The organism is Novosphingobium chloroacetimidivorans (assembly GCF_014204535.1).
Lineage (GTDB): Bacteria > Pseudomonadota > Alphaproteobacteria > Sphingomonadales > Sphingomonadaceae > Novosphingobium > Novosphingobium chloroacetimidivorans.
In genome coordinates this window covers 1-24,310 of sequence record NZ_JACHLR010000006.1, presented here as the reverse complement: position 1 = coordinate 24,310, position 24,310 = coordinate 1, and the positions used below count along the sequence as shown (strand labels likewise).

At 67.3% G+C, this 24,310-nt stretch carries 20 protein-coding genes and 1 tRNA gene; 14 read left to right on the top strand and 7 right to left on the bottom strand.

What is annotated here, in order from left to right:
- Positions 1-66 precede the first annotated feature (66 nt).
- The 4 genes from HNO88_RS08580 to HNO88_RS08565 all read left to right on the top strand — a co-directional run bounded on the left by HNO88_RS08580 (position 67) and on the right by HNO88_RS08565 (position 4,753).
- Positions 67-1,845 carry a thiamine pyrophosphate-binding protein gene (locus HNO88_RS08580; protein ID WP_184244110.1) on the top strand — a complete coding sequence of 593 codons (1,779 nt, stop codon included), beginning with the start codon at positions 67-69 and terminating at the stop codon, positions 1,843-1,845.
- A gap of 216 nt (positions 1,846-2,061) precedes the next feature.
- Complete coding sequence (locus HNO88_RS08575; RefSeq protein ID WP_184244108.1) at positions 2,062-3,471, top strand: aldehyde dehydrogenase family protein; 1,410 nt, start codon at positions 2,062-2,064, stop codon at positions 3,469-3,471.
- A 198-nt stretch (positions 3,472-3,669) separates the two neighbouring features.
- A complete protein-coding gene (gene yghU / locus HNO88_RS08570) occupies positions 3,670-4,506 on the top strand; it encodes a glutathione-dependent disulfide-bond oxidoreductase (RefSeq protein WP_184244106.1) in 837 nt (278 codons plus the stop codon).
- A 172-nt stretch (positions 4,507-4,678) separates the two neighbouring features.
- A tRNA-Gln gene (locus HNO88_RS08565) sits at positions 4,679-4,753 on the top strand.
- A gap of 154 nt (positions 4,754-4,907) precedes the next feature.
- On the opposite strand, the gene HNO88_RS08560 is transcribed toward HNO88_RS08565, so the two are convergent.
- A complete protein-coding gene (locus HNO88_RS08560; RefSeq protein WP_184244104.1) occupies positions 4,908-6,149 on the bottom strand; it encodes an MFS transporter in 1,242 nt (413 codons plus the stop codon).
- A gap of 288 nt (positions 6,150-6,437) precedes the next feature.
- Here HNO88_RS08560 and HNO88_RS08555 point away from each other — a divergent pair, with 288 nt between their 5' ends.
- Together HNO88_RS08555 and HNO88_RS08550 are read left to right on the top strand one after the other, a co-directional pair.
- A complete protein-coding gene (locus HNO88_RS08555; protein ID WP_184244102.1) occupies positions 6,438-7,232 on the top strand; it encodes an SDR family oxidoreductase in 795 nt (264 codons plus the stop codon).
- A gap of 188 nt (positions 7,233-7,420) precedes the next feature.
- Entirely contained in the window at positions 7,421-8,551 is a 1,131-nt protein-coding gene (locus HNO88_RS08550) for an acyltransferase family protein (protein WP_184244100.1), read from the top strand.
- A gap of 36 nt (positions 8,552-8,587) precedes the next feature.
- On the opposite strand, the gene HNO88_RS08545 is transcribed toward HNO88_RS08550, so the two are convergent.
- The 5 genes from HNO88_RS08545 to HNO88_RS08525 all read right to left on the bottom strand — a co-directional run bounded on the left by HNO88_RS08545 (position 8,588) and on the right by HNO88_RS08525 (position 16,522).
- The gene (locus HNO88_RS08545) at positions 8,588-9,334 is read right to left on the bottom strand and encodes an SDR family NAD(P)-dependent oxidoreductase (RefSeq protein WP_184244098.1); all 747 of its coding nucleotides are present in this window, start codon (positions 9,332-9,334) and stop codon (positions 8,588-8,590) included.
- A 90-nt stretch (positions 9,335-9,424) separates the two neighbouring features.
- On the bottom strand, positions 9,425-10,414 hold the full coding sequence (egtD, locus tag HNO88_RS08540) for an L-histidine N(alpha)-methyltransferase (protein WP_184244096.1): 990 nt from the start codon (positions 10,412-10,414) through the stop codon (positions 9,425-9,427).
- A gap of 2 nt (positions 10,415-10,416) precedes the next feature.
- The gene (egtB, locus tag HNO88_RS08535; protein WP_184244094.1) at positions 10,417-11,652 is read right to left on the bottom strand and encodes an ergothioneine biosynthesis protein EgtB; all 1,236 of its coding nucleotides are present in this window, start codon (positions 11,650-11,652) and stop codon (positions 10,417-10,419) included.
- 714 nt (positions 11,653-12,366) lie between these two features.
- Positions 12,367-14,508 (bottom strand): M13 family metallopeptidase, encoded by a 2,142-nt coding sequence (locus tag HNO88_RS08530; RefSeq protein ID WP_184244092.1) that lies wholly within the window; start codon positions 14,506-14,508, stop codon positions 12,367-12,369.
- Positions 14,509-14,692: 184 nt separating this feature from the next.
- Complete coding sequence (locus tag HNO88_RS08525; RefSeq protein WP_184244090.1) at positions 14,693-16,522, bottom strand: ABC transporter transmembrane domain-containing protein; 1,830 nt, start codon at positions 16,520-16,522, stop codon at positions 14,693-14,695.
- 263 nt (positions 16,523-16,785) lie between these two features.
- Between HNO88_RS08525 and HNO88_RS08520 the strand changes: the two genes are divergently transcribed.
- The 7 genes from HNO88_RS08520 to HNO88_RS08490 all read left to right on the top strand — a co-directional run bounded on the left by HNO88_RS08520 (position 16,786) and on the right by HNO88_RS08490 (position 22,629).
- Positions 16,786-18,030, top strand: a complete 1,245-nt coding sequence (locus HNO88_RS08520; RefSeq protein ID WP_184244088.1) for a polyhydroxyalkanoate depolymerase — start codon at positions 16,786-16,788, stop codon at positions 18,028-18,030.
- A gap of 110 nt (positions 18,031-18,140) precedes the next feature.
- On the top strand, positions 18,141-18,875 hold the full coding sequence (locus HNO88_RS08515) for a murein L,D-transpeptidase catalytic domain-containing protein (protein ID WP_312857036.1): 735 nt from the start codon (positions 18,141-18,143) through the stop codon (positions 18,873-18,875).
- Positions 18,876-18,950: 75 nt separating this feature from the next.
- Positions 18,951-19,553 carry a TetR/AcrR family transcriptional regulator gene (locus HNO88_RS08510; RefSeq protein WP_184244086.1) on the top strand — a complete coding sequence of 201 codons (603 nt, stop codon included), beginning with the start codon at positions 18,951-18,953 and terminating at the stop codon, positions 19,551-19,553.
- 27 nt (positions 19,554-19,580) lie between these two features.
- Positions 19,581-20,618: an XdhC family protein gene (locus tag HNO88_RS08505; RefSeq protein WP_246381407.1), complete on the top strand. Its 1,038-nt coding sequence runs from the start codon at positions 19,581-19,583 to the stop codon at positions 20,616-20,618.
- Positions 20,615-21,181 (top strand): nucleotidyltransferase family protein, encoded by a 567-nt coding sequence (locus HNO88_RS08500; protein WP_184244084.1) that lies wholly within the window; start codon positions 20,615-20,617, stop codon positions 21,179-21,181. Before HNO88_RS08505 ends, HNO88_RS08500 begins: the two co-directional genes overlap by 4 nt.
- 178 nt (positions 21,182-21,359) lie before the next feature.
- Complete coding sequence (locus HNO88_RS08495; RefSeq protein ID WP_184244082.1) at positions 21,360-22,325, top strand: TauD/TfdA dioxygenase family protein; 966 nt, start codon at positions 21,360-21,362, stop codon at positions 22,323-22,325.
- Positions 22,326-22,341: 16 nt separating this feature from the next.
- Positions 22,342-22,629, top strand: a complete 288-nt coding sequence (locus tag HNO88_RS08490) for a putative quinol monooxygenase (protein ID WP_184244080.1) — start codon at positions 22,342-22,344, stop codon at positions 22,627-22,629.
- A 135-nt stretch (positions 22,630-22,764) separates the two neighbouring features.
- On the opposite strand, the gene HNO88_RS08485 is transcribed toward HNO88_RS08490, so the two are convergent.
- A complete protein-coding gene (locus HNO88_RS08485) occupies positions 22,765-23,325 on the bottom strand; it encodes a YqgE/AlgH family protein (protein ID WP_184244389.1) in 561 nt (186 codons plus the stop codon).
- 136 nt (positions 23,326-23,461) lie between these two features.
- On the opposite strand from HNO88_RS08485, the gene HNO88_RS08480 reads away from it, so the two are divergent.
- Entirely contained in the window at positions 23,462-24,157 is a 696-nt protein-coding gene (locus HNO88_RS08480; protein WP_184244078.1) for a fumarylacetoacetate hydrolase family protein, read from the top strand.
- Positions 24,158-24,310: the final 153 nt, after the last annotated feature.

The window sequence follows — 24,310 nt, the reverse complement described above, 5'->3', positions numbered from 1 at the left end:
CCCGGCAGCGGACCTTCGGCGCAGTTTGGCAAGAGACCGGATCGAGATCGGAAGGAAGGCATCACCATGTACGACAATGAGCCTCAGGCGCAGAGCCCGACCACGAACACCGGGATGATCCCTGTGTACAAGCGGATGCTCGACTTGTTCGAGGCCGAGGGCATCAACACGCTGTTCGGCATTCCCGATCCCAACTTCGTCCACTTGTTCCTCGAAGCAGAGACCCGCGGCTGGACCGTGGTTTCCTCGCACCACGAAGCCTCGTCCGCCCACATGGCCGCCGCCGCCGCGCGCATCACCGGCAAGCCGGCCGTGTGTATCGCGACGCTCGGGCCCGGCCTCGCCAATGCCATGCCCGGCGTGCAGTGCGCCAAGGTCGAGAACGATCCGATCATCATCATCGCCGGCCAGCGCGCCCGCGTGACCGAGCGCCGCGTGCGCCGCGGCCGCATCCAGTTCGTGCGCCAGGAGCCGCTGATCGAGGACTCGGTCAAGTTCTCCAGCTCGATCGAGTATGGCGACCAGGTGGACGAGATCATCCGCGAGGCGATGCGCGTCACGATGTCCGGCACTCCCGGTCCGGCCTATATCGAGCTGCCGCAGCACGTGATCCTGGAGGACGTTCCGAACACGCCGATCCTGCCGCCCAGCCGCTACCGCCTGGTGAACGCGGGCGCCGATGGCGATCGCATTGCGGAGGCCGCCAAGATCATCATGGCAGCCAAGAACCCCATCCTGCTGGTCGGCCACGGCGTCCACACGTCGAAGTCGGGCGCGGCGGTCAAGGAACTCGCCGACCTGATGCAGTGCCCGGTAATCCAGACCTCGGGCGGCACCAGCTTTATCGAGGGCCTGGAAGACCGCACCTTCCCTTACGGCTTCTCGGAAGCGTCGATCGACGCGGTTGTCGAGAGCGACTGCTGTGTCGCGCTCGCCACCGAACTCGGCGAGCCGTCGCACTATGGCCGCTGGCGCCACTGGGTCGACAACGAGGCGAACCGCAAGTGGATCTACGTCCAGCAGGATGCCACCGCGATCGGCGTGAACCGCCCGATCGACGTGCCGCTGGTCGGCGACGTTCGCGGCGTCGTCCCACAACTCAGCCGTGCGCTGAAGGAACTCGGCAGCCGCCAGGCGACCGAGAAGCTCTCCGCCTATATCCAGCAGGACGCGCAGCAGCTGGCCGAACTGGCAGAAGAGGCCGCCGGCAAGCCGGACGGCAGCGAAAGCCTGATGCACACCAGCCAGTTCGTCACCGAGGCGACCAAGGCGTTCCCCGCCGACGGCATCATGATCCGCGACGGCGGCGCAACGGTGGTGTTCCAGTGGACCTATTCGCAGTGCAAGCCACACGACGTGATCTGGAACCAGAACTACGGCCATATCGGCACCGGCCTGCCCTACGCCACCGGTGCCATGTTGGCCGACCGTGCAGCCACCGGCGTGTCGCGCCCCGGCATGCTGCTGACCTCGGACAGCTCGTTCCTGTTCCACATCGGCGAGCTCGAAGTCGCCGTGCGTGAGAACCTGAACCTCGTCTGCGTTGTCGGCGTCGACTTCCAGTGGGGCCTCGAAGTGGGCGTCTACAAGCGCACCTTCGGCCACGGCACCAAGGAAACCGGCACCCACTGGTCGGACAAGGTCCGCTTCGACAAGATCGGCGAAGGCTTCGGCGCCGCCGGCGAGTTCGTGACCAAGGCGGCAGACCTGGGCCCGGCCATCGACCGCGCCTACGCCCGCGGCGGTGTGACCGTGATCCACGTGCCGATCGACCCCAAGGCGAACTCGGAGGAAATGCCCAACTACTCCGAATTCCGCACCTGGTACGCCGAAGGCACGCAGTAAGGCGGGAAGGGCAGTCTTAGCATTTACCGTCGCCCCGGGCTTGACCCGGGGCCCCGCTTTCTTCGGCACCCTTGCAAGAAGAAGCGGGATCCCGGGTCTAGCCCGGGATGACGGCAAAAGCTTCGGGTAAACAAGCCTGAGCCTTCGCGAAGTGAGCGTGGATTGAAGAGGCGCCTAGCTCCTTGCCGTGGCAGGACATGCGCCGAGGAGAGAGCAATGCGCAACTACACCCAGTTCTACATTGACGGCGCCTGGGTCGAGCCGACTTCGCCCAACACCGCCGAGGTCATCAACCCGGCGACCGAGGAAGTCTCGGGCACCATCTCGCTCGGCAGCCTGGCCGACGTCGACAAGGCGGTCGCCGCCGCTCGTCGCGCCTTTGCCAGTTATGGCGAGAGCACTGTTGCCGAACGTCTCGAGCTGCTCGAGGCGATCCAGGCCGAGTACCTCAAGCGCGAGGAAGAGCTCGGCATGGCGATCCTCGAGGAAATGGGTGCGCCGCGGGCACTGGCGACCGGCTTCCACACCCTGCTCGGCAAGGGGCACCTGGGTACCGCCATCGAGGTCCTGCGCGAGTTCAAGTTCGAGGAACAGCGCGGCCCCACGCTGATCCGCAAGGAGCCGATCGGCGTCTGCGGCCTGATCACGCCGTGGAACTGGCCGATGAACCAGACCTGCGTGAAGATCTTCCCGGCCCTAGCCGCGGGCTGCACGATGATCCTCAAGCCCCCACAACTCGCGCCCTACTCCGCGCAGATCCTGGCCGAGATCATCCATGATGCCGGCACCCCTGCGGGCGTGTTCAACATGATCCAGGGCAAGGGCAGCGAGATCGGCGCCGCCTTGTCCAAGCACGAAGACGTCGACATGATCTCGTTCACCGGCTCGGAAGCCGTGGGCGTGCAGATCCAGAAGGATGCGGCCGACACCGTCAAGCGCGTCGGCCTGGAGCTGGGCGGCAAGAGCGCCTGGATCGTGCTCGACGACGCCTCGCTACCGGCCAACGTCGCCGGTGCGACGGCGGGCATGATGGGCAACTCGGGCCAGACCTGCTCGGCCGGTTCGCGGCTGCTGGTGCCCTCCTCGCGCCTCGACGAGGTGAAAAAGATCGCTGCCGAGGCGGCGGACGGCGTGACGGTGGGCGACCCCAACGGCAACTTCGCGATGGGCCCGGTCGTCTCCAAGAGCCAGTACAACGACATCCAGCGCTACATCCAGATCGGCCTCGACGAGGGCGCCGAACTGATCGCCGGTGGCCTCGGCCGTCCCGAGGGCCTGGACAAGGGCTGGTACGTCAAGCCGACCGTGTTCGTGACCACCAACGACAAGGTGATCGCGCGCGAGGAGATCTTCGGCCCGGTGCTGGTGATCATCGGCTACGACGATGTCGAAGATGCGATCGCCATCGCCAACGATAGCAACTTCGGCCTCGGCGGCTACGTCAGCGGTGAGGATGCGGAACTCGCCCGCAACGTTGCGCGCAAGCTGCGCACCGGCGCGATCTGGGTCAACGGCGGCTTCGACTTCCACGCGCCGTTCGGCGGCTACAAGCGCTCGGGCAATGGCCGCGAGTGGGGCGAGTACGGCTTCCACGAGTATCTGGAGGTCAAGTCGATCATCGGCTGACCCGACCAGACCCGAACAGGAAATGAAAGGGCCCGGGCACCTCAGGTGTCCGGGCCCTTTCGTCTTGCGACGCTAACTTGATCGAACGTCCGGAGGCGGGTTTGCCGCCCTCGCCCCGATCGTCTTGCACGAGGCCGCCTTGTCGCTGCCGCGCCCGCTCCTACCTAAGCGGCGCAACAAGCCGAGGACCGCAAGCACATGGCAGAGACCTACACGCCACCCGAAGTCTGGACCTGGGACAAGGCGAACGGCGGACAGTTCGCCAACATCAATCGCCCGATCTCGGGCGCGACGCACGAGAGCGAGCTGCCGCGTGGCTCTCATCCCTTCCAGCTGCACTCCCTGGGCACGCCCAACGGCCAGAAGGTCACCATCATGTTCGAGGAGCTGCTCGCCGCCGGACACCCGGCCGAGTACGATGCCTGGATGATCGAGATCGGCAAGGGCGACCAGTTCGGCTCGGGATTCGTGGGCATCAACCCGAACTCGAAGATCCCGGCCCTGCTTGACCTGAGTGGCGACAAGCCGATCCGCGTGTTTGAATCCGGCGCCATCCTGCTGCACCTTGCCGAGAAGTTCGGCGCTTTCATTCCCACCGATCCCGAAGGCCGGGCCGAGTGCCTGTCCTGGCTGATGTGGCAGATGTCGACCGGACCGATGATCGGCGGCGGGTTCGGGCATTTCTACGCCTATGCGCCCGAGAAATTCGAGTACGCGATCAATCGCTACACCATGGAAACCAAGCGGATCATCGACGTCGCCGACAAGCGGCTTGCACAAGTGCCGTATCTGGCCGGTGAGGCATACACGATCGCCGACATCGCCGCCTATGGCTGGCTGGGCAATATCGCGCGCGGCGAGGCCTACGGCACGGCTCACAAGTTCCTGGACTTCGGCAGCTACAAGAACGTCGTTCGCTGGGCCGACGAACTGTTCGCCCGCACCCCGGTCAAACGCGGAATCAAGGTCAACCGCAACGGCGAGGGACTGGTGCGCGAGCGGCACTCGGCGGCGGACATCGACTCGGTGATGTGAAGGCGAAGGAACGGCTTCGTTGCTGCACGCCTCATCACCGTCTTCTCCCTGGTACTCACCGGCGGCCGAACGTTCGATGCCGCCATTTCTCTGGCGTTCGCAAAAGCCCCTCGAAGCGGCGATGGGCCTTTTCATGGAGGAGGTTAGCAGCTAAGCGCCACGCACCGCGCGATGGGGCGTCGCCAAGTGGTAAGGCACCGGTTTTTGGTACCGGCATTCGCAGGTTCGAATCCTGCCGCCCCAGCCATCGCCAAGGCAATCTCGCTGGTCTCACCAGTTTAGAGGCCGGTTTAGCGCTCAGCCAGACGCGCTCGGCCGGCTTCCGCGACCGGCCTTTTCGAGAACGCACTCTCAGCGCGAATCAGGCAGCGGAGGATACCGGGCCGGCACCGAGGACAGCGTCAGCCGATGCGCGGACGATCGCGTTGCCAGGGCAGGAGCAGGAACAGCAGGCTGCCCAGCCCGACCGCGCCCGCCACGAAGAACAGGTATGGCGAGAAGCTGCCCGACCTCGCCAGCGACCAGCTGATCCCGATCGCGCCCAGCGCCGAGGCGAGGAACGATGTGCAATAAAGCAGGCTGAGCGTCGTCGCGTAGATGCGCACCTTGAAGTAGCGGGCGACCAGGAACGAGATCAGGTCGCTCTCCGCACCGATCGACAGCCCGACCAGGAACATCGCCGCGCCGATGACCGTCAGACTGTCGAGCGTGCTGCCGAGCAAGGCGAAGCCGATCGCCGGCAGGATCATCGACAGCGCGGTCACCGGCGGCGTGGGGTAGCGGTCCAGCGCCAGTCCGCAGGCGATGCGCCCGACGATGGTGCCAAAGGCGTATAGCGGGACGATGTTGGCAGCCGCCTGCGCCGAGATGCCGTTGTCGACCAGCATGAGGTTCATCTGGCTCGAATGCAGCGGAGTCTGCAGCAGGCACAGGAACATGCCGAGCACGACGATCCAGAACACGCCGCTGCTCAGGATCGCGCGGTAATCCTGGCGCGCCGTCGCGGTGGCGGGATTGTCAACCGCCGGTTCTTCGATCGGCGCGGCCGCCCCTGGACGCAGGCGCTCCTGCCCGCGCGGGATGAGCGCCAGTGCGCTGAGCCCTCCCGCCAGCGTCAGCACGCCGAGTGCAAGGTAGGCACTGCGCCAACCGAAGCGCTCGATCCACGCGTTGAGCAGCGGCACCAGCACGATCGCCAAGGCGGCGGGAAAGCAGTTGATCACCGTCAGTGCAAGGCCGGTCGCGCGCTCGAAGCGTTCGGCGACCAGGCGCGTGTAGACCAATGGACTGGTGAGGCTCGCCACCGCGAGGACCAGCGTGAAGACGGTCGCATACCAGGCGAAGTCGCCATTCTGCATGGCATAGGCGACGAAGCACAACGGCACCAGCAAGGTCCCGAGCAGGGCGACGCGCCTGACCCCGATCCGATCGGTCAGCCGCCCGACCACCGGCAGCACCAGCAAGGTGGACAGTGTGGCTATTCCGATCAAGGCGAACTGCGCGCGAGACCACCCGAACTCGCGGATCAGGTGCGGGGCGAAGGCGGAGTTGGTATAGGCAAAGAGCGGCAGGCTCGTGCCCGAGCCGAGGCTCGCCGCCAGCAACACGCGCCAGTTGCCGCGCATCTCACCCCAGTAGCTCACATCGCATCCCCCGTTGCGCCGCTTCGATTGCACGACGTCCGGCCCGTTGTCCGTGAAGAGCGGTGCGATGTCGAGTGCGCGCGCGTCCGATCAGCGCGCATCGCTGGCCGGTCCTTGGAGATGATCAGCGCGACTGTGTCCTGGCGCCGTTGAAATACCCCCTCTCGAGACGTCCCCGCACATGCGATACTTGCGGGTGAAAGCACGTGTCGTTTCGACAGCGACGCCGGCACTCGCTAGCCAAACGCCCAACCTTCGCGAATCGCACCATACGGGGAGCTGCCGAGAATGAAGATCGACAACACCATCGCCGCTATCGTCACCGGAGGTGCTTCGGGTCTGGGCCGCGCCAGCGCCAAGGCGCTTGCCGACGCCGGCGTGAAGGTCGCCGTGTTCGACATCAGCGAAGAGGCGGGCGAGGCCTTCGCGGCCGAGATCGGCGGCGTGTTCTGCAACGTCAACATCATGGACGAGGAAAGCGTCGAGGCCGGCTTCGCCAAGGCGCGGGCCGCGCATGGCCAGGAGCGTCTCGTGGTGCACTGCGCGGTGGTCGCGGGCGGCGGCAAGACGGTGTCGTTCGACAAGAAGACCGGCGCCTACAAGCGCACCCCGACCGAGCAGATCGCCAAGTCGGCAGAAGGTATCTTCACCGCCAGCTACCGCGTCGCCTCGATCGCCGCGCTGGGCATGGCGAACGCCGAGCCGCTGAACGAGGATGGCGAGCGCGGGGCGATCATCTTCACCTCGTCGGCAGCATCGCAGGACGGGCAGATCGGACAGGTGGCCTACGGCGGCGGCAAGGGCGCGGTGAACGCGATGGTCCTGCCGATGGCGCGCGACCTCATGGATCTGGGCATCCGCGTCAACGCGATCCTGCCCGGCACTTTCGCCACCCCACCGATGCTGCGCGTCAAGGAGCATGCGCCCGAAGTGTTCGAGGGTCTCGGCAAGGCCGTCCCCTTCCCCAAGCGCCTCGGCAATCCGGATGAGTTCGCCAGCCTGGTGCTGGAGCTCGCACGCAACACCTACCTGAACGGCCAGCTGATCCGCCTCGACGGGGCGATCCGCATGCCGCCCAAGTAAGCCCGGCACGACACATCCAAGCCAAGGGGGGCCGTGCCGGAAGGTGCGGCCCTTCGTCTTCGTGGCCATCCCCAATGCTTGAGCCTTGCGAAACATTAACCTTGTCGCGCTAGGCTCCGATGCAGCCAGGCCGGATCCGATGCGGCACCGGATTGAAACTCTGGGCCGTGCGCGATCGGGAGAGTTCGGTGGGCTTGTTGCGTGTGCTCCTGGCGATAGCCGTGCTGGTCAGCCACACCGGCATGCGGTGGCGCCTCCTGCTCGTCGATGGCCCGGTCGCGGTGCAGATCTTCTACATCGTCTCCGGTTTCTACATGGGCTTGGTGCTGAACGAGCGATACGATCGCCCGGCGCTCAACCGCGTGTTCTATGTCAACCGCCTGGCGCGCATCTATCCGGTCTACCTGGTATTTCTGGCGCTCTACGTCGTGGCCTTCGCAGCCGCGCAACTGGCAAGCGGCAACTCACCGCTATCGCCGTACCTGCAGGACAGCGTGAGCCTGACGGCCAAGCTGCTGTTCGGCCTCCTGAACCTGACGGTGGTCGGCCAGGACATAGCCTTCTACCTGGCGCCCAGCCAAGGCCACCTGGTCTTCTCGACCACGCCGTTCGCGCAAGGCGGACACGAAGTGTTCCGCTTCATGGCCATCCCGATGGCGTGGTCGCTGGCGCTGGAACTATACTTCTATGCGCTCGCCCCCTTCATCGCGCGGCGGCCGGTACGCCAGATCGCCACAATCATGGGGCTCTCCCTTGTCGCGAGGATCGCGGCCGCGCTGCTGGGCATCAGCGCCGACCCGTTCAGCTACCGTTTCTTTCCCTTCGAACTCGCGCTCTTCCTGGCCGGCGTGCTGGGGTACAAGGTTTGGGCCGCGAAGCCGGAGTTGTGGCGCACGCAGGAAGCACGGATCCTGGCACTGGCCGCAGTGGCTGCGATCGTGTTCTATCCGGTCCTGCTCGGCTCATGGTCGGAACTGGCCTTTTTCACGCCGGCCCGCGTGGGCACGCTGACGCTCGCCGCCTGTGCCTTGCCCGCGATCCATGAATGGAGCCGGACGCGGGGATGGGACCGCAGGATCGCGGAGCTCTCGTTCCCTCTCTATCTTGGCCATCTGCTGATCATCGGCCTGGTGCCGCGGACGGGCATGTTCGCGGCCCATCCGGCGCTCTACGCGATGGTCATCATCGCCATCAGCCTGCTGGTGGCCTGGCTCGTCGTCCGCTTCGTAGAGCGCGGCATAGAGGCATGGCGGCGTCAGTTGGCGGCACGAGCCGGTGCAAGCGATTCAGAGCAGGTGCCCCGCGCGCAGCTGGCCTGACCGCCCATCGCCGCCGGGCGCTACTGAGTCTAGGCCTCAGGTCACGGAGAAGCCGGCATCGACGTTGAGCACCTGGTTGGTCACCCGGTGCGCCGCCGGGGTGGCGAAGTAGAGCACGGCCGAACCGATATCGCGCGGGGTGCACATGCCGAGCGGCGGGCGGCGGTTGCCCGGACCGACCGGCGGCGGTCCTTCCGCGCCGATCGCGCCGGGCGTCGCGACGCCGCCGGGCAGCACGGTGTTGACGGTGATCGCATGCTCGGCGAGCTCGAACGCCGCCGTCATCGTCAGCGTGGCTAGGCCGCCCTTGGAGGCCAGATACGCCGAAAGCCCCTGCACGATCTGGCCTTCCAGCCCGCAGGAGGCGCAATTGACGATGCGCCCGCCCTCACCCTTGGCTATCATCGCGCGCCCGACTTCGCGGATCAGCAGGTAGGGCGCGAGGGCGTTTACCGCGTGGAGCCGCTCCCAGTGCGCCGCGGTGCCCTCTAGCAGCAGTTCGCGGTGCTGCAGCCCGGCATTGTTGACCAGCACCCAAGGCGCGCCATGGCGGTCGACGACCTGGGCCACCGCGGCGGTGATGGAGGCCTCGTCGGCGAGATCGGCGACGACGAAGTCCGCGGCCGCCCCGCGCTGGACCTGGTCGCGCGCGCCGGCCTCGTCCCGATCGAGGATCACGACCGTCGCGCCCGCTTCGGCGAGCACTTCGCAGATCCCCGCGCCGATGCCCATGGCGCCGCCCGTCACCAGCGCGACGCGCCCACTCAAGTCGAACAAGCCCATCGAACGCGCGCTCCCTAACGATCGGGCGTTCGCCGCCCCGTCAGGATGACATGCGCCGTACCGGGGGCGCCGGCAAGCAGCCGCCCGCCCTCAGGCGGTCTGATCGTCACCGATCGCCTGGGCGAGGATCACCATGAACCGCCTGTCCGCATCCATCCAGGTGTGGCGCGGCTCCCAGCCGCCCGCGAGGAGGAGCGTCGTGCCGCTGCGCTCGTCGTACTTGTGGCTGTTTTCGGTGTGGATCGTCTCGCCTCGCTCCAGCGCGAAGCTGCGACCGGCGACCTCGAAGGCGATGTCGCGCCGGGCCTCCAGGTGCATCTCGATCCGGGCGCGAGCTTCGTTCCACACGGCTCGGTGTTGCAGCGCCTCGACGGGAATGGACCCATCCAGCTCGCGATTGATCCGGTGCGCCAGGTTGAGGTTGAACTCGGCCGTGACGCCCTGCGCATCGTCATAGGCGGCGGTGAGCACGGCTTCGTCCTTGATCCGGTCCATGCCGATCAGCAGCAGGCTGCCGGCGCCCAGCGTGGCGCGCATGGTGCGCAGCAGGTCGGTCGCGGCCGCCGGCTCCATGTTGCCGATGGTGGAGCCGGGAAAGAAGCCCAGGCGCGGCTGCAGCGACAAGGCGGCGGGCAGCCGCGCCGGTTCGCCGAAGTCCGCCTCGACCGGATGGATCGGCAAGTCGGGATAGCGCGCCACGAGCGGGGCGCAGCTCTCGCGCAGGAAGTCGCCCGAGATGTCGATCGGCACATAGCCGGCAGGCGCGATGCAATCGAGCAGCAGCGGCGTCTTGGTGGCGCTGCCGGCGCCGAACTCGACGACCACCCGGCCCGGCCCGACCGCCCTGGCGATCTCGCCGCAGTGCTCGGCCAGGATGCTCACTTCCGTGCGGGTCGGATAGTATTCGGGCAGGACGGTGATCTGCTCGAACAGCTCGCTGCCGCGATGATCGTAGAACCAACGCGCGGGGATCGCCTTGCGCGCCTGCGACAGGCCCGCCAGCACGTCCTGGCGGAACTGGGCGTGGAACGTATCGGAGGCGGCCTGGGGCTCCTCCCTGATCAGCGCTGCGGTGGCCATCGTCACAGATCCTTGGCGAGGCGCAAGCCGGTGAACTGCCAGCGCTGATGGGGGTAGAAGAAGTTGCGATAGCTCGCCCGCGAGTGGCCGCGCGGGGTGGCGCAGCTGGCGCCGCGCAGCACGAACTGGCCGCTCATGAACTTGCCGTTGTATTCGCCCACGGCGCCTTCGGCCGGGCGGAAGCGCGGGTACGGCAGGTAGGCGGAGCGGGTCCACTGCCACACGTCGCCGAACAAGCCGGCCGAGCCGTGCGGCCGGACAGCGCCTGCCTGGTCGAGCTGGTTGCCCGCGCTGGCATCGTGGCCCTGGCCGATCACCTCCCACTCGAACTCCGTGGGCAGCCGCATCCCGGCCCAGGCGGCGAAGGCATCGGCCTCGTAGTAGGAGATGTGCGTGACCGGCGCCTCGGGATCGCGCTGCCGCCAGCCTGCCAGCGTGAAGCTTTCGCCCTCTCGCCAGTAAAGCGGTGCCGTGACGCCCTCGCGCTGCACCCAGGACCAGCCATCGGACAACCACAACGCGGCGGTGCGATAGCCGCCATCGGCGATGAAGGCGTCCCAATCTCGGTTGGTCACGAGATGGTCGGCGAGCGCAAAAGGCTCGATCAGCGCGCGATGCGAAGGGCCTTCGTTATCGAAAGCGAAGCCCTCGCCCTCGTGCCCGATCCGGGCGATGCCGCCGGGATGCTCGATCCAGCCTCTTGCCGTTTCTTCACGCGCTGTCGCTGTCCCAAACCCGACATAAGCAGGGCCGAGCGGATTGTTCCACAGCGCATGCTGGATGTCGGTGAGCAGAAGCTCCTGATGCTGTTGCTCGTGCTGGATGCCCAGTTCGATCAGTGGCGCCAGGTCGGGGCGCGCGAGCAAGGGCGCCATCGCAGCATCCACATGCGCACGCCAGGCGAGCACTTCATCAAGGCTCGGGCGCGAAAGCAGGCCGCGCGCGGCGCGGGCATGGCGGGCGCCCTCCGCCTCGTAATAGCTGTTGAACAGGAACGGCCAGCGCTCGTCGAAACGGGTGTATCCCGCCAGGTGATCGCGCAGCAGGAAGGTTTCGAAGAACCATGTGGTGTGCGCCAGGTGCCACTTGGCCGGCGAGGCATCCGCCATCGACTGGATCGTGGCGTCGGCATCGCTCAAGGTCGCGACCAAAGCCTCGCTCAAGAGCCGGGTGGCTCGAAAACGTTCTGCCTGAGATAATCCCCGGCCCGCTCCGCTCAGAGTGGTCGCAGCCTCCATGCGCGGTTCAACGTACGATAAGCGCATCGGCTCCCGCAAGGCGGGCGTTGCCCTTGGGGGAAGATCGTCGAACCGGTCACGGGGCGCGAGCGCCAGGCCGGGCGAACCGCGGGGAATGGGGGAGCGGTGAAGCTACGGACCCATTCGGCGCCAGTTGCAGACCAAGCCGGAACACACGCGCCCCGATCAAGGGGTCACTTGTGGCTGGTACACATTCGCATCGTATCACCTCTTCATTGGCGAGAGGGGAACACGAGCCTGGCGTGGTCGCCTGAGACGTCGCGCGCTTTAGCCTTTGGTGACGCGGGGCAAGCTGCTTCCCATTCAAAAGCCGCGGGTCGGACGGATGACTTCACGAGAGCGTCCGACCAGCTCTCTCGGGAACACCTCAACCTTATGAGTAGAGATTGCGGATGTCACGAAAGGTTTGCTGCTGGAGATGGTAGTTGGGATTTCGCCGGTGGCGAGGTCGGGCAAGATGCAAGTGAAGGTCTATAAAGGGAACACGGTCCTCGCCCTCTCCCCTTCAGGGGAGAGGATAGCGCAGCTTGCTCCGTCAGGAGCTAGCGAAGCTTGGAGAGGAATTTTCGACGCCCGAGAGAGCACACCCCCCTCTCCAACTCCGGCTAACCAGAGAAGCTGGTAAGCCTCCATATCCTCTCCCCGTCCGGGGAGAGGGCAAGTGGGACGCGAAGCCTCGCGCCCCGCCTGCGATCACCAGATCCGCACGCGCTGCTCGGGCGGCAGGTAGAGCTTGTCGCCCGGCTTCACGTCGAACGCCTTGTACCACTCGTCGAAGTTCCGGACGATGCCGTTGATCCGGTACTGGTCGGGCGAGTGCGGGTCGACGATCAGGTACTGGCGCCCCTGCGCCTCGCGGATCTTCGAGCGCCAGACTTGCGCCCAGCCCAGGAAGAAGCGCTGGTCGCCGGTCATGCCGGCGATCACCTTGTCCGGCTTGCCGTTCAGCGAGAGCTTGTAGGCGCGGTAGGCGAGGCTCAGGCCGCCCAGATCGCCGATGTTCTCGCCCATGGTCAGCTTGCCGTTCACGCAGGTCTTGCCCTCGTCATAGGGGCACAGCGCGTCGTACTGCGCGGCGAGCTTGTCCTGCAGCTTCTTGAAGTTGGCCTGGTCCTGCGCCGTCCACCAGTCGCGCAAGTTGCCGGTGCCGTCGTACTTCGATCCCTGATCGTCGAAGCCATGGCCCATCTCGTGGCCGATGACGCCGCCGATCGCACCGTAGTTGACGGCCGGGTCGGCCGAGAGGTTGAAGAACGGCGGCTGCAGGATCGCGGCCGGGAACACGATCTCGTTCAGCGGCGGATTATAGTAGGCATTGATCGTCTGGGGCAGCATCAGCCACTCCTTGCGATCGACCGGCTTGCCCAGGCGGCGCATCTGGTCCTGCTGGTGCCAGGCTTCGGCGTTGATCGCGTTGCCCAGCGCGTCATTGGGCGAGATCGCCAGGCCCTCGTACGTCTTCCACTCGTCGGGCGCGCCGATCTTGGTGGTGAACGCGTCGAGCTTGGCCTCCGCCTCCTTGCGGGTGGCCGGGCCCATCCAGGCGAGGTCCTGCAGGTTTGCCGCCATCGCCTTGCGCAGATTGCCCACGAGGCGTTCCATCGCGGCCTTCTGCGCCGGCGGGTAGTACTTGGCCGCATAGATCCGGCCGAGCAGCTCGCCGATCTGACCCTCGACCGCGGAGATGCCACGCTTCCAGCGCGGGCGCTGCTCGGGCTGGCCGCTCAGGACCTTGCCGTAGAACGCGAAGTTGGCCTCGTCGATGTCGCTGGGAAGCACGGCGGCATGACCGGCGACGAAGCGCGTCGCCAGCCAGGCCTGCCAGGTCTTGATCGGCGCGGTGTTCACCAGCTTCACGGTCGCCGGCACGCCGCCGCCGAACAGCGCCTGCGCCTTGGCCGCATCGATGCCGGCGCTCTTGAGCTCGTCGGCCGTGGGCGGCATCTGCGAGACGACGACGTACTGCGGCGACACGCCCAGTGCCTGGAAGAACGCGTTCATCTCGCCGGGAGCGGCAAGCGCCTCGGCTTCCTGGCGCGAGAGCTTGTTGTAAGTGAGTTCGGGGTTGCGCTGCGCCGCGCGGTCCCACTTAGCCTGCGCCAGCTGCGTCTCCAGCGCCACGATCGCCTTGGCGGTGCCGGGTGCGTCGGCATAGCCGAGCTTGCCCAGCAGGAACGTCGTGTACTCAAGGTACTTGGCGCGGATCTCCTGCGACTTGGCGTCGTCCTTCAGGTAATAGTCCCGGTCCGGCAGGCCGAGCTCGCCCTGGCTGAGGTACAACGCGTAGATGCCGCTCTGCTTCTCGTCCGGATCCATGCTGGCGTTGATCGGCGAGGCATAGCCGGGCTGGCCGAACAGGCTCATCAGCTTGGTTGGCGTGTTCGCCGCCTGGATCTTGGCGAGATAGGGCTTGAGCGGCGCCATGCCCTTGGCGTCGATCGCGGCGGTGTCGGTGAAGGCCTTGTAGGCGTTGGCCAGCCGCTGCTCGGCGCTGCCCGGTGCCTGCCTGGTCGCGGAAAGGCCATCGAGGATCTCGCGCAGGCGGGCGATCGACAGGTTGTTGAGGATGTCGAACGAGCCGAAGCGCGCCCGGTCGGCCGGGATCTCGGTCTGCCTCAGCCACTTGCCGTTGACGAACTGGTTGAAGTCGTCACCCGGCTTGACGGTCGGATCGAAATACTTGGTCTGGACGCCGAACGCGCCCCAGTCGGTTTCGGGTTGGGTGGCTGCCGGGTCGGGCTGGGCCGAGGCCGCGGTCTGCGTCTGGGCATTGGCGGAGATCGCCACTGCGGCGAGCGAGGCGGCGGCAAGAAGGGTGGTGAAGCGAAGAGGCAAGAGGCCAAGTCCTTTCCGGATCTGAAGCTGCGCATGAGTAGGCCAGCGAATGCCGGACGGCCCCGCGCGATGGCTTTGGAGATAGGCGGATTTGCTGGACGATCCAGTCCCTTGTTCGGGTGTCGTCAGCCGTTGGTCGATCAAGGCTCGCCAGATCCTCCCCTGCAAGGGGAGGGCCTGGTCGTCACCCGTGGGGCGTGATGTGGGGCGCGTCGAACTGCAGCGCGGCGAGGCGCGCGTAGAGCCCGCCGGCGGCGCTCAGCCGTTCGTGCGTGCCCTCTTCCACGATCCGGCCCTCGTCCATGACGACGATGCGATCCGCCTGACGCACGGTGGCGAGGCGATGCGCGATGACCAAGGTCGTGCGATCGGCCATCAGCCGGTCGAGCGCGTCCTGCACCAGCCGCTCGCTTTCCGCGTCGAGCGCGCTGGTGGCCTCGTCGAGGAGCAGGATCGGCGCGTCGCGCAGGATGGCGCGGGCGATCGCCAGGCGCTGGCGCTGGCCGCCCGAGAGGCGCGCGCCGCCTTCGCCCAGGAAGGTGTCGAGCCCTTGCGGCAGCTCGCGCAGGAAGGTCTCGGCATTGGCGGCGCGGGCGGCTTCCCAGATTTGCTCGTCGCTCGCGTCCCAGCGGCCGTAGCGCAAGTTGTCGCGTGCGTCCGCCGCGAACAGTACGCCTTCCTGCGGCACCAGCGCGATGCGACGGCGCACTTCCTCCGGGTCCGCGGAGGTGAGCGGCACGCCGTCGATCTTGATCACGCCGGTCTGCGGATCGTAGAACCGCTCGGCCAACAGGAACAGCGTCGACTTGCCTGCCCCCGAAGGGCCGACGATCGCCACCGTCTCGCCCGGCTCGACCGTCAGCGAGAACTCGCGCACCGACGCCTGCTGCGGACGGGAGGGGTAGCGGAAGGTCACTCGCTCGAAGGCGATCTGCCCACGCGGCGGGCTGGGCAGCGCCAGCGGGCGGGTAGGCGCGGCGATCAGCGGCCGCTCACCAAGCAGTTCGGCGAGGCGGCTGGCCGCGCCCGCGCCGCGCACGAGGTCGCCGTAGACCTCGGTCAGCGAGCCGAAGGCGCCCGCAACGATGCCGCCGGTCACCACGAAGGCGGCGATGGTGCCGCCCGATATCACGCCGTTGGCGACGTCGATCGCCCCGCGCCACATCAACAGCGTGATCGAGCCGAAGATCAGGAACATGATGACCGCCGTCATCACCGCGCGGATCATGATGCGACGCTTGGCGACCTCGAACGTGCGCTCCACCGCCGCGCCGAAGCGGCCCGCCTCGCGCTTTTCCTGGTTGAAGGCCTGCACGACCCGCAGCGCGCCCAGCACTTCGGCGACCAGCGCGCCGATGTCGGCCACGCGGTCCTGGCTGGTGCGCGAGACGGTGCGCAGCTTGCGCCCGAAAAAGGCGATCGGCAGGATCACCACGGGGATGGCGATCACCAGCCCGAGCGTCAGTTGCGGCGCCAATGCAAAGAGGTAGATCACGCCGCCCACAGCCATGATCGCGTTTCTCAGCGCCACCGAGACGGTCGAGCCGACCACCTGCTCGACGATCGCGGTGTCCGCAGTCATGCGCGAGGCGATCTCCTTGGGGCTGTTCTCCTCGAAGAAGCTGGGCGAGAGGCGCAGCAGGTTGCCTTGCACGGCCAGCCGCACGTCGGCGACGACGCGCTCGCCCAGCCAGGAGACGCTGTAGAAGCGCACCGCGGTGCCGATCGCCAGCACCGTGACGATCAGCAGCAGGTATTCGAACCAGCGGCCGATGTCGGCCGGATTGCCGCCGTTGCCGAAGCCGCGGTCGATCACCAGGCGAAAACCCGCGGGAATCGCCAGGGTCGCGCTGGCGGTGACGATCAGCGCCAGGCCCGCGGTGACCAGCCGCCCGGGATAATTCAGCAGCTGCCGCCAGATCATGACGAGCGGCGACAGGCTGCGCCGCCGCGGCGCCTCCGCTGCGATGTCCGGGGTCTGTGCGAGCGGTGCCGGACCGGCTGCTGGTTCCATGGCGCGCCGCTTACTCCTTCGTCCGGACAAGGGAAAGAGGGCGATGCCGGTCAATGCGCGCGCGTGGGCTTGCGGCGCATACCCTTGCCCCTCCTCGTCACCCTGAAACGAGCCCGGGGCGACGGGCTGCAGAGGAGCGAGAGTCCCCCGCGCAAGCCGAACCTAGCCAATTGCCGCATTGCACAACAACTCGATGTACACCAAATAGGGTGCAATGGAACGGGCGCGGCAGGCGAACTCCGCGGCCCGAGGAGATCGGCGACGTGCTCTACAATGCCTATGAACTTCAGCGCACCATGCTCAGCGGCGCCGCGGCGTGGGCCTCGATCGGAGCGGAAGTTCTGTCCAACCCGAGGCTGCCGGTAGGCTACTTCGGCCTGGGTCCGGTTCTCGCTTCCGCGCTCGACGTTTTCGCACATGCAGCGGCCCCGCGCGGCAAGCCTGAGTTCGGCATCAAGGCGGTTACCGTCGATGGCCAGACCTTCGGCGTCACCGAGTCGATCATCGAGCGTCGCCCCTTCGGCAACTTGCTGCGCTTCGAGCGTGACGAGCTGCCGGCCGACGCGCCCAACCTGTTGATCGTGGCGCCGATGAGCGGCCACTACGCCACCCTGCTGCGCGGCACCGTGGCCCGCATGGCGCAGTCCTCGCGCGTGTTCATCACCGACTGGGCCGACGCCAAGATGGTGCCGCTGTCCGAAGGCACCTTCGACCTCGATGACTACATCGACTACCTGATCGCTTTCCTCGAACGCATCGGACCCGGCACCCATGTGCTGGCGGTCTGCCAGCCGTCCGTGCCCGCCATCGCCGCGACCGCGGTCATGTCGGCGCGCGAGCATCCGTGTCGTCCGGCAACGCTGACGATGATGGGCGGTCCGGTCGACACGCGCGAGGCGCCCACCAGCGTCAACGACGTGGCGATGCAGCAGCCGCTGTCATGGTTCGAGAACAACGTCATCGCCACTGTGCCGATGACCTATCCGGGTGCGGGCCGTAAGGTCTATCCCGGCTTCCTGCAGCTCGCCGGCTTCATGTCGATGAACCTGCACACCCACCTGATGAGCCATTGGGCGATGTTCCAGCACCTCGTACGCGGGGACGAGGACAGCGCCGACTCCACCAAGGCCTTCTACGACGAGTATCGCTCCGTCTGCGACATGGACGCGGAGTTCTACCTACAGACCATCGAGCACGTGTTCCAGGAACACTCGCTGCCCAAGGGCGAGTTCGTCCACCATGGCGAGCGAATCGACCTAGGCGCCATCCGCGACACCGCGATCCTGGCGATCGAGGGCGAGAAGGACGATATTTCCGGCATCGGCCAGACCCGCGCCTCGCTGCACCTGGCGGCCAACCTGCCCGATGCGCGCAAGAGGTACTACCTCGCCAAGGACGTCGGTCACTACGGCATCTTCAACGGCAGCAAGTGGCGCAACCGCATCGCGCCGGTGGTCGAGGAATGGATCGCCGCCCACCAGAAGCCCGCGCTCAAGATCGTCGCCTGATCGCATGCTCCGACTCTTTGGACGCACAATGCCTGCTTATGCCGCTCGCACCGCGTGGGTCGTACTGGCGAGGTTAAGCGGAAACCGCTAGAACCATGGCCATGGATCCGGTGTTGGGCAGGCGTGATGTCCTGAAAGGTACGATGGCGATCGGCGCGGGGCTTGCAGCTTCGGGCTGGGCCGTGCCCGGGCTTGCGCAAGGTCTGCCAGGACCTTTGCAGTCGCCCGGAGTTCAACCGGCTGGAGCCCCGTTGCCGCCTGGCGCAGCGGTTCCCGGCATGGCGCCGGTCAGCCCGGCCGCGGCGTTGCCGACATCGCCCGTGGGTACGCCCGAGTACAACCGCCGCATCCTCGCCAACGCCAAGCGGCAGGTGGAACGCCTCGGTTCCAAGCTTTGGCGCACCGACGTGGTGGGCATGGCGGATTTCTCGCGCCCGTCCTGGGAGCCGCGGATGCACTTCGCCAACTTGGAGAACGGGACCGTCCGCTCGTTCCTGCTGGCGCACGGCAAGGGCTCCGACCTCGATCACACCGGTTGGCTGCAGACCTTCTCCAGCCAGTACGGCTCTCTGGCGACCTCGCGCGGGGCCTATCTCACCTGCGAGTGGTACACCGGCAAGTACGGCACCTCGATCCGCCTGGTCGGGCTGGACCCGGACAACCGCACCGCGCTGGAGCGGATGATCGTGATGCACTCGGCCTGGTACGTCGACCCCGGCATGATCGCCAAGTGGGGCAAGATCGGCCGCAGCGACGGATGCTTCGCGATGAGCCAGACGGACTTCAACGAAGCGCTCTGGCACTTGTCGGGCGGCCGGCTGCTGTTCGCCGACAGGATCGTCTAAGCTCGACGTGCAGGATGAAGGCTTCCGGCCCCACCAGGCATCGACTTCGCGTGCCTGCAATGTTACGCAATCGTCATGGCGACATTGAGCGGGGCCAAGCTGGCCGAACCCACCGATGCGCGGCAGGTCCGCTCGCGCAAGGCACTCCACGCGGCACTGCTGGAGCTGCTGGAGGAAAAGCCCTTCGACCAGCTGACCATTCGCGAGATCAGCGCGCGGGCCGGCACCGGCTACGCCACCTTCTTCCGCCACTACGTGACCAAGGAAGCCCTGCTGGGCGATGTCGCGTCGGAGGAGATCGCCGGGCTGCTGGCGATGACGCTGCCGATCCTCCATCAGGCGGACAGCTACCACTCGACCCTCGCCTTGTGCAGCTACGTCGCCGAGCATAGCGCCTTGTGGTCCGCCCTGCTCGCCGGCGGGGCCGCGGCGATCGTGCGCAACGAGTTCATCCGCCAGGCGCGCCTCCTGCCACATGCCGGACAGCACCAAGAGCGCTGGCTGCCGGCAGATCTGGGCGTGGTGCACGGCACCGGCGCGATGATCGACCTGCTGGCCTGGTGGCTGACCATCGGGACGGATCTTTCGGCCGAGCAGATCGCCACCATCCTGCACCGCCTCGTCATCGCGCCCCTGGTCGAGGACAGCGAACCCCGCAAGACTGCGGCAACCGCGTAAGGCGGGGCACTCGGCGCCGGCGAGGACATGGCACTCGCGGACGCACCGCCCTATATGTCCGCGATGCTGCATGCGCCCTACCCTAACGAGGACGACGTCCTGCTGGCCGATGCCGACTGGCCGACCTTCGGCTGGTCCGACGACATCCGCCCGGCCCTGGCGCAGGCCATGGCGGCCGGACGACCGGCTGCACTGGCGACGCTGTTCGAAGTGGGCGGCAGCGCGCCGCGCGGTCCGGGCGCGCAGATGCTGTTCGTCGGCAATGCGGCGACTGGCTATTTCTCGGGCGATTGCATCGAAGGCGACGTCGCTGGTCATGCGCGCCAAGTGCTGGCCGATGGCGTGCCGCGGCGGCTGCACTATGGCATGGGCAGCCCCTGGATCGACATCCGCCTGCGCTGCGGCGGCGCGCTCCACGTCATGGTCGAGCGTATCGAGCCCGGCAGCCCGGCGGCGCAAGCGCTGATCTCGCATGCGCGCGCGCGGACTGTCTGCATCTGGCAGAGCGACGGGCGCGAGCAGCGGGTGCTGGCCGGCGACGGGCCGCTGCTCGATACCAACGAAGATCCGCTGACGATCCGCCGCCGCCATGATCCGCCGCGTCGGTTGATCGTCACCGGCGGCGACCCGGGCGCGTTGGCGCTGGCGCGGCTGGGCAACGACGCGCAGTTCGAGACGATCCTGGTGCGCCCGCTCGGCCCGGAGACCCCGCCGCCCTTCCCCGTTGCGCAATACTTGCGCGAGCCCGTGAGCGAAGCGCTGGAGCGGTTGGGCGTGGACCGCTGGACGGCCTACGTCGGCGCGACCCACGAGGACGAGCACGATCTCGGCGGCTGCCTTGCCGCGCTGCGGGGCGGAGCCAGGTACGTCGCGATGATCGGCGCGCGATCCCGCGCTCCGGCGAGACTGTCCGCACTGGAGGCAGCCGGCGCCACGCCGGCCGAGCTTGCGCGGCTGCAACTCTCCCCCGGGGTGCCGGGGCTGGGCAAGGCGCCGTGGGAAGTCGCGACCGGAATCCTGGCTGCGGTCATGCAGGCGCTCAACCCGGCGCGCGAACGGGCATGACCCACGCCGCGGTGGTGCTGGCCGCCGGCTCCGCGCGGCGCTTCGGGAGCGACAAGCTCTCGGCCGATTTCCGCGGCGAGCCGCTGCTGTTCCACGCGATCAGGACAGCGCGCCAGGCGCCGGTCGATCGCGTGATCGTCGTTGCCCGACCCGGCCTGGCTTGCGGCACCTGGCCCGATGCGCCGACGACCGATATCGTCCGCGTGGCGAGCGAGGCCTTGTCGGATTCGCTCAAGGCCGGGCTGGCAGCGGCCGGCGATGTCGATACGCTCACCGTCTTTCTGGGCGACATGCCCCTCGTGCCGCCGCAGCTGGCCGCTCGCCTCGCAGCCTTGCTCGACGGTCACTACGCCGCCATGCCGCGCCAGGGCGGCAGGCCTGGCCATCCGGTCGTGCTGAGCCGCCGCGCCTTGGTCGACATCGCCAGCCTGGAGGGCGACGCGGGCGCGGGCAAGCTGCTGCGTTCGCGCAACGACGTGGCCTTCCACGACTGCGACGATGCCGGTATCCACGCCGATGTCGACCGGCCTGCCGATCTCGAGCGGCTGTCGATCACGCGCTGAAGGTTGCCCCCGGCCAGCGAGAGCTGTTGCGCAGTACCTGTTCGGGCGTGGTCGAGGCGTGCTATGACGCGGCCGAACAGTGGCATCGCCAGATCGGCACACCCCCCGCCAGCCCGCATGGGCCGATGCTGCTCCACGACGACAGGTCCATGACCGACACGAAGCACGAGGCACACCGATGAGCGATCTTGATATCCGCCCCCTGATCGAAGGCCGCAACTTCGGCGCGCGCCTGCGCGGCATTACCTTCGATCAGACCCAGGATCCCGAGATCCGCACGCAGGTGAACGCACTGTTCGATCGGCACGGCATGATCGTGTTCGAGGATGTCGAGCCCTCAGGCCGCATGCATGTCGCGCTCTCCGACATCTTCGGCCCGATGAAGGACCATCCCAGCAAGGCGGTTCCCCGTGTCGACCAGGACGCCATGCCCGGCGTCATCGACATGACCGCCAAGCCCAACCCGGAAGGGCGGATCTCGGTGGGCGGCAAGGAGCTGGTCAGCTGGCTGCCGTGGCACTTCGACCATGCCTACAACAACGAACTGAACCGCGCCGGCGTGCTGCGCGCGCTCGACATTCCGCCCGAGGGTGGCCTGACCGGGTTCGTCGACGGTATAGAACTCTACCAGGCGCTTTCGCCCGAACTGCGCTCAGCGATCGAAGGCAGGAACGTGCTCTATCGCATGAACGTCTATATGGAGGACTTCCACTTCGGCGCGCCCGACGATTACAAGTGCCTGGCGGAAAACCCCTACTCCAAGCCGGTGATGGACGAGGCGATCGGTGTGCCCCGCGCGGTCCACCCCGCGGTGTGGACGCGCGAGACGGGCGAGAAGGTGCTCCACGTCTCGCCATGGATGGCCGAGGGGATCGAGGGCGACGAGACGCCCGAAGGCCACGCCCTGCTCGACGCCGTCAGCAAGGAGATCTTCGCGCTCTCCAAGAGCCTGGGCTACTGGCACCAGTGGAAGCCCACCGACATGCTGATCTGGGACAACTGGCGCGCGCTCCATGCCGTCAGCGGGCACGATCCGCAGTACGGCCGGCGCATGCAGCGCACCACCATCAAGGGCGACTACGGCCTCGGCTACTTCGAGGGCGGGGCATCGAGCGACAACAAAGTGCTCGAGCGCACGTACTGAGAGTGAGCGGCGCCAGATGATCCTCGTCGTCGCCACCGTTCGCCTCCACCCCGGCAAGGGTCCGGACTACGAGGCGGCGGTGGCGCGGATCATGCCGCAAGTGCGCGCGGCCAATCCCGACATCGTGTTCTACCACGCTGCCCGCTGCCGCGAGGAGTCCGACACCTATCGCGTGGTGGAAGCTTATGCCGACCAGGCGGCCATGGATCGCCATGTCGGCAGCGTGCCGTTGCAAACCTCGCTGGCCGGGCTGATGCCGCTGGTGGCGGACATCGAGATCAAGCTCCACGATAGCGTGGCCTAGTTCCACACTTCATGCATCATTGCCGTTCGTGTCGAGCGAAGTCGAGACACGCACACGCAGCGCCAGCGTGTCTCGACTTCGCTCGACACGAACGGAGGTCATCAGTTAAGCGAAGACGAAGCTGACCTAGCGATCTCACGCCCGCCCCGTCGTATTCGCCAGGAACGAGGGGTCGATCCCCTCCGCTCGCCAGGTCGCGGCCCAGCGGCCTTCCGCCGGCGTGTCGAACAGCACTTCGCGATGGCCGCCCGCCGCGTACCAGCCGTGCTGGCGCATCTCGCCTTCCAGCTGACCGCCGCCCCAGCCGGCGTAGCCCAGCGCGATCAGCCAGTCCTTGGGCCCACGCCCTTCGGCGATGGCGCGCAGCACGTCGAGCGAGGCCGACAGGGCGCAGAGCGGCTCCACCGCGATGGTGTCCTGCCCGCCCCAGTCGGTCGAATGGAGCACGAAGCCGCGGCCGGGCTCGACCGGGCCGCCGTGGTGCACCTCGCGATCGGGGGCATCACCGGGATCGATGCCGACTTCCTCCAGCAGTTCGCGAAAGCGCACGCCGTCGCGCAAGTGGCCGATGCCGATGCCCAACGCGCCGTGCTCGTCGTGGACGCACATGACGTTGACCGAGCGTTCGAACCGGGGATCGAACATGCCGGGCATGGCCAGCAGGATGCGGCCGGAGAGGTACTGTTCCTGTGTCACGGCCACGAATGTAGCCGCTTGGCGGCGTGCGGCAAGCGTGGGCAGCAGTCGAATGGTCGAGCACTCCGCGCATCTTGGCGCGCCGACGCCCGCGAGCTAGGACCGCGCAGCCCCTTCCGACGGAGACCCGCCGCCCGTGACCCTGCTGTTCGACCTGCCGCCCGCCCCCGCCGTCCCGCTGCTGGGAGAGGACGCGCTGTTCCCGGTCCGCCGCGTGTTCTGCGTCGGGCGCAACTACGAGGCGCATGCGCGCGAGATGGGCGACACGTCGGTTCGCGAGACGCCGATCTGGTTCACCAAGGCGCCGAGCGCGGTGTGCCTGGCGGGCGGCACGATCCCCTATCCGCCCGGAACCGAGAACTGCCATTACGAGATGGAGCTGGTGGTGGGGATAGGCGCGCCGGGCTTCCGGGTGTCGGCAGAGGAGGCGCAAGCGTTGGTGCTGGGCTATGCCTGCGGGCTCGACCTGACGCGGCGCGACCTGCAGAATGCCGCCAAGGCCAAGGGCTATCCGTGGGACACCGGCAAGGACTTCGAGAACGCAGCCGTCATCGGACCGATCACGCGCGCGGGTGCGTTCGGAGCAGTCGGCGCGCAGCGGATCGCGTTGCGGCAGAACGGCGCGGTGAAGCAGGAGGCGGCGCTGTCGGACATGATCTGGAGCGTGGGCGAGCTGATCGCCGACTTGTCGAGCCTGTACCACGTGGCGCCCGGGGACCTGATCTACACCGGCACCCCGGCGGGCGTGGGGCCGATCGTGGCAGGCGATGTGCTGGAAGGCGAGATCGCCGGGCTGGCCGGGATCAGAGTGGAGATAGGCGAAGCGGAGTAGGGGAACCTGCGATCCTCCCCTTAGTGTCCTCCCCGGCACGGGGAGGGGGACCGCGCGAAGCGTGGTGGAGGGGAGTCTCGGCATGGCGCGAGGTGGCTGGCGGGTTCCTGCAGAGGTTGCTTGAGGACGCGAATCCCCACCACCACCAGCTTC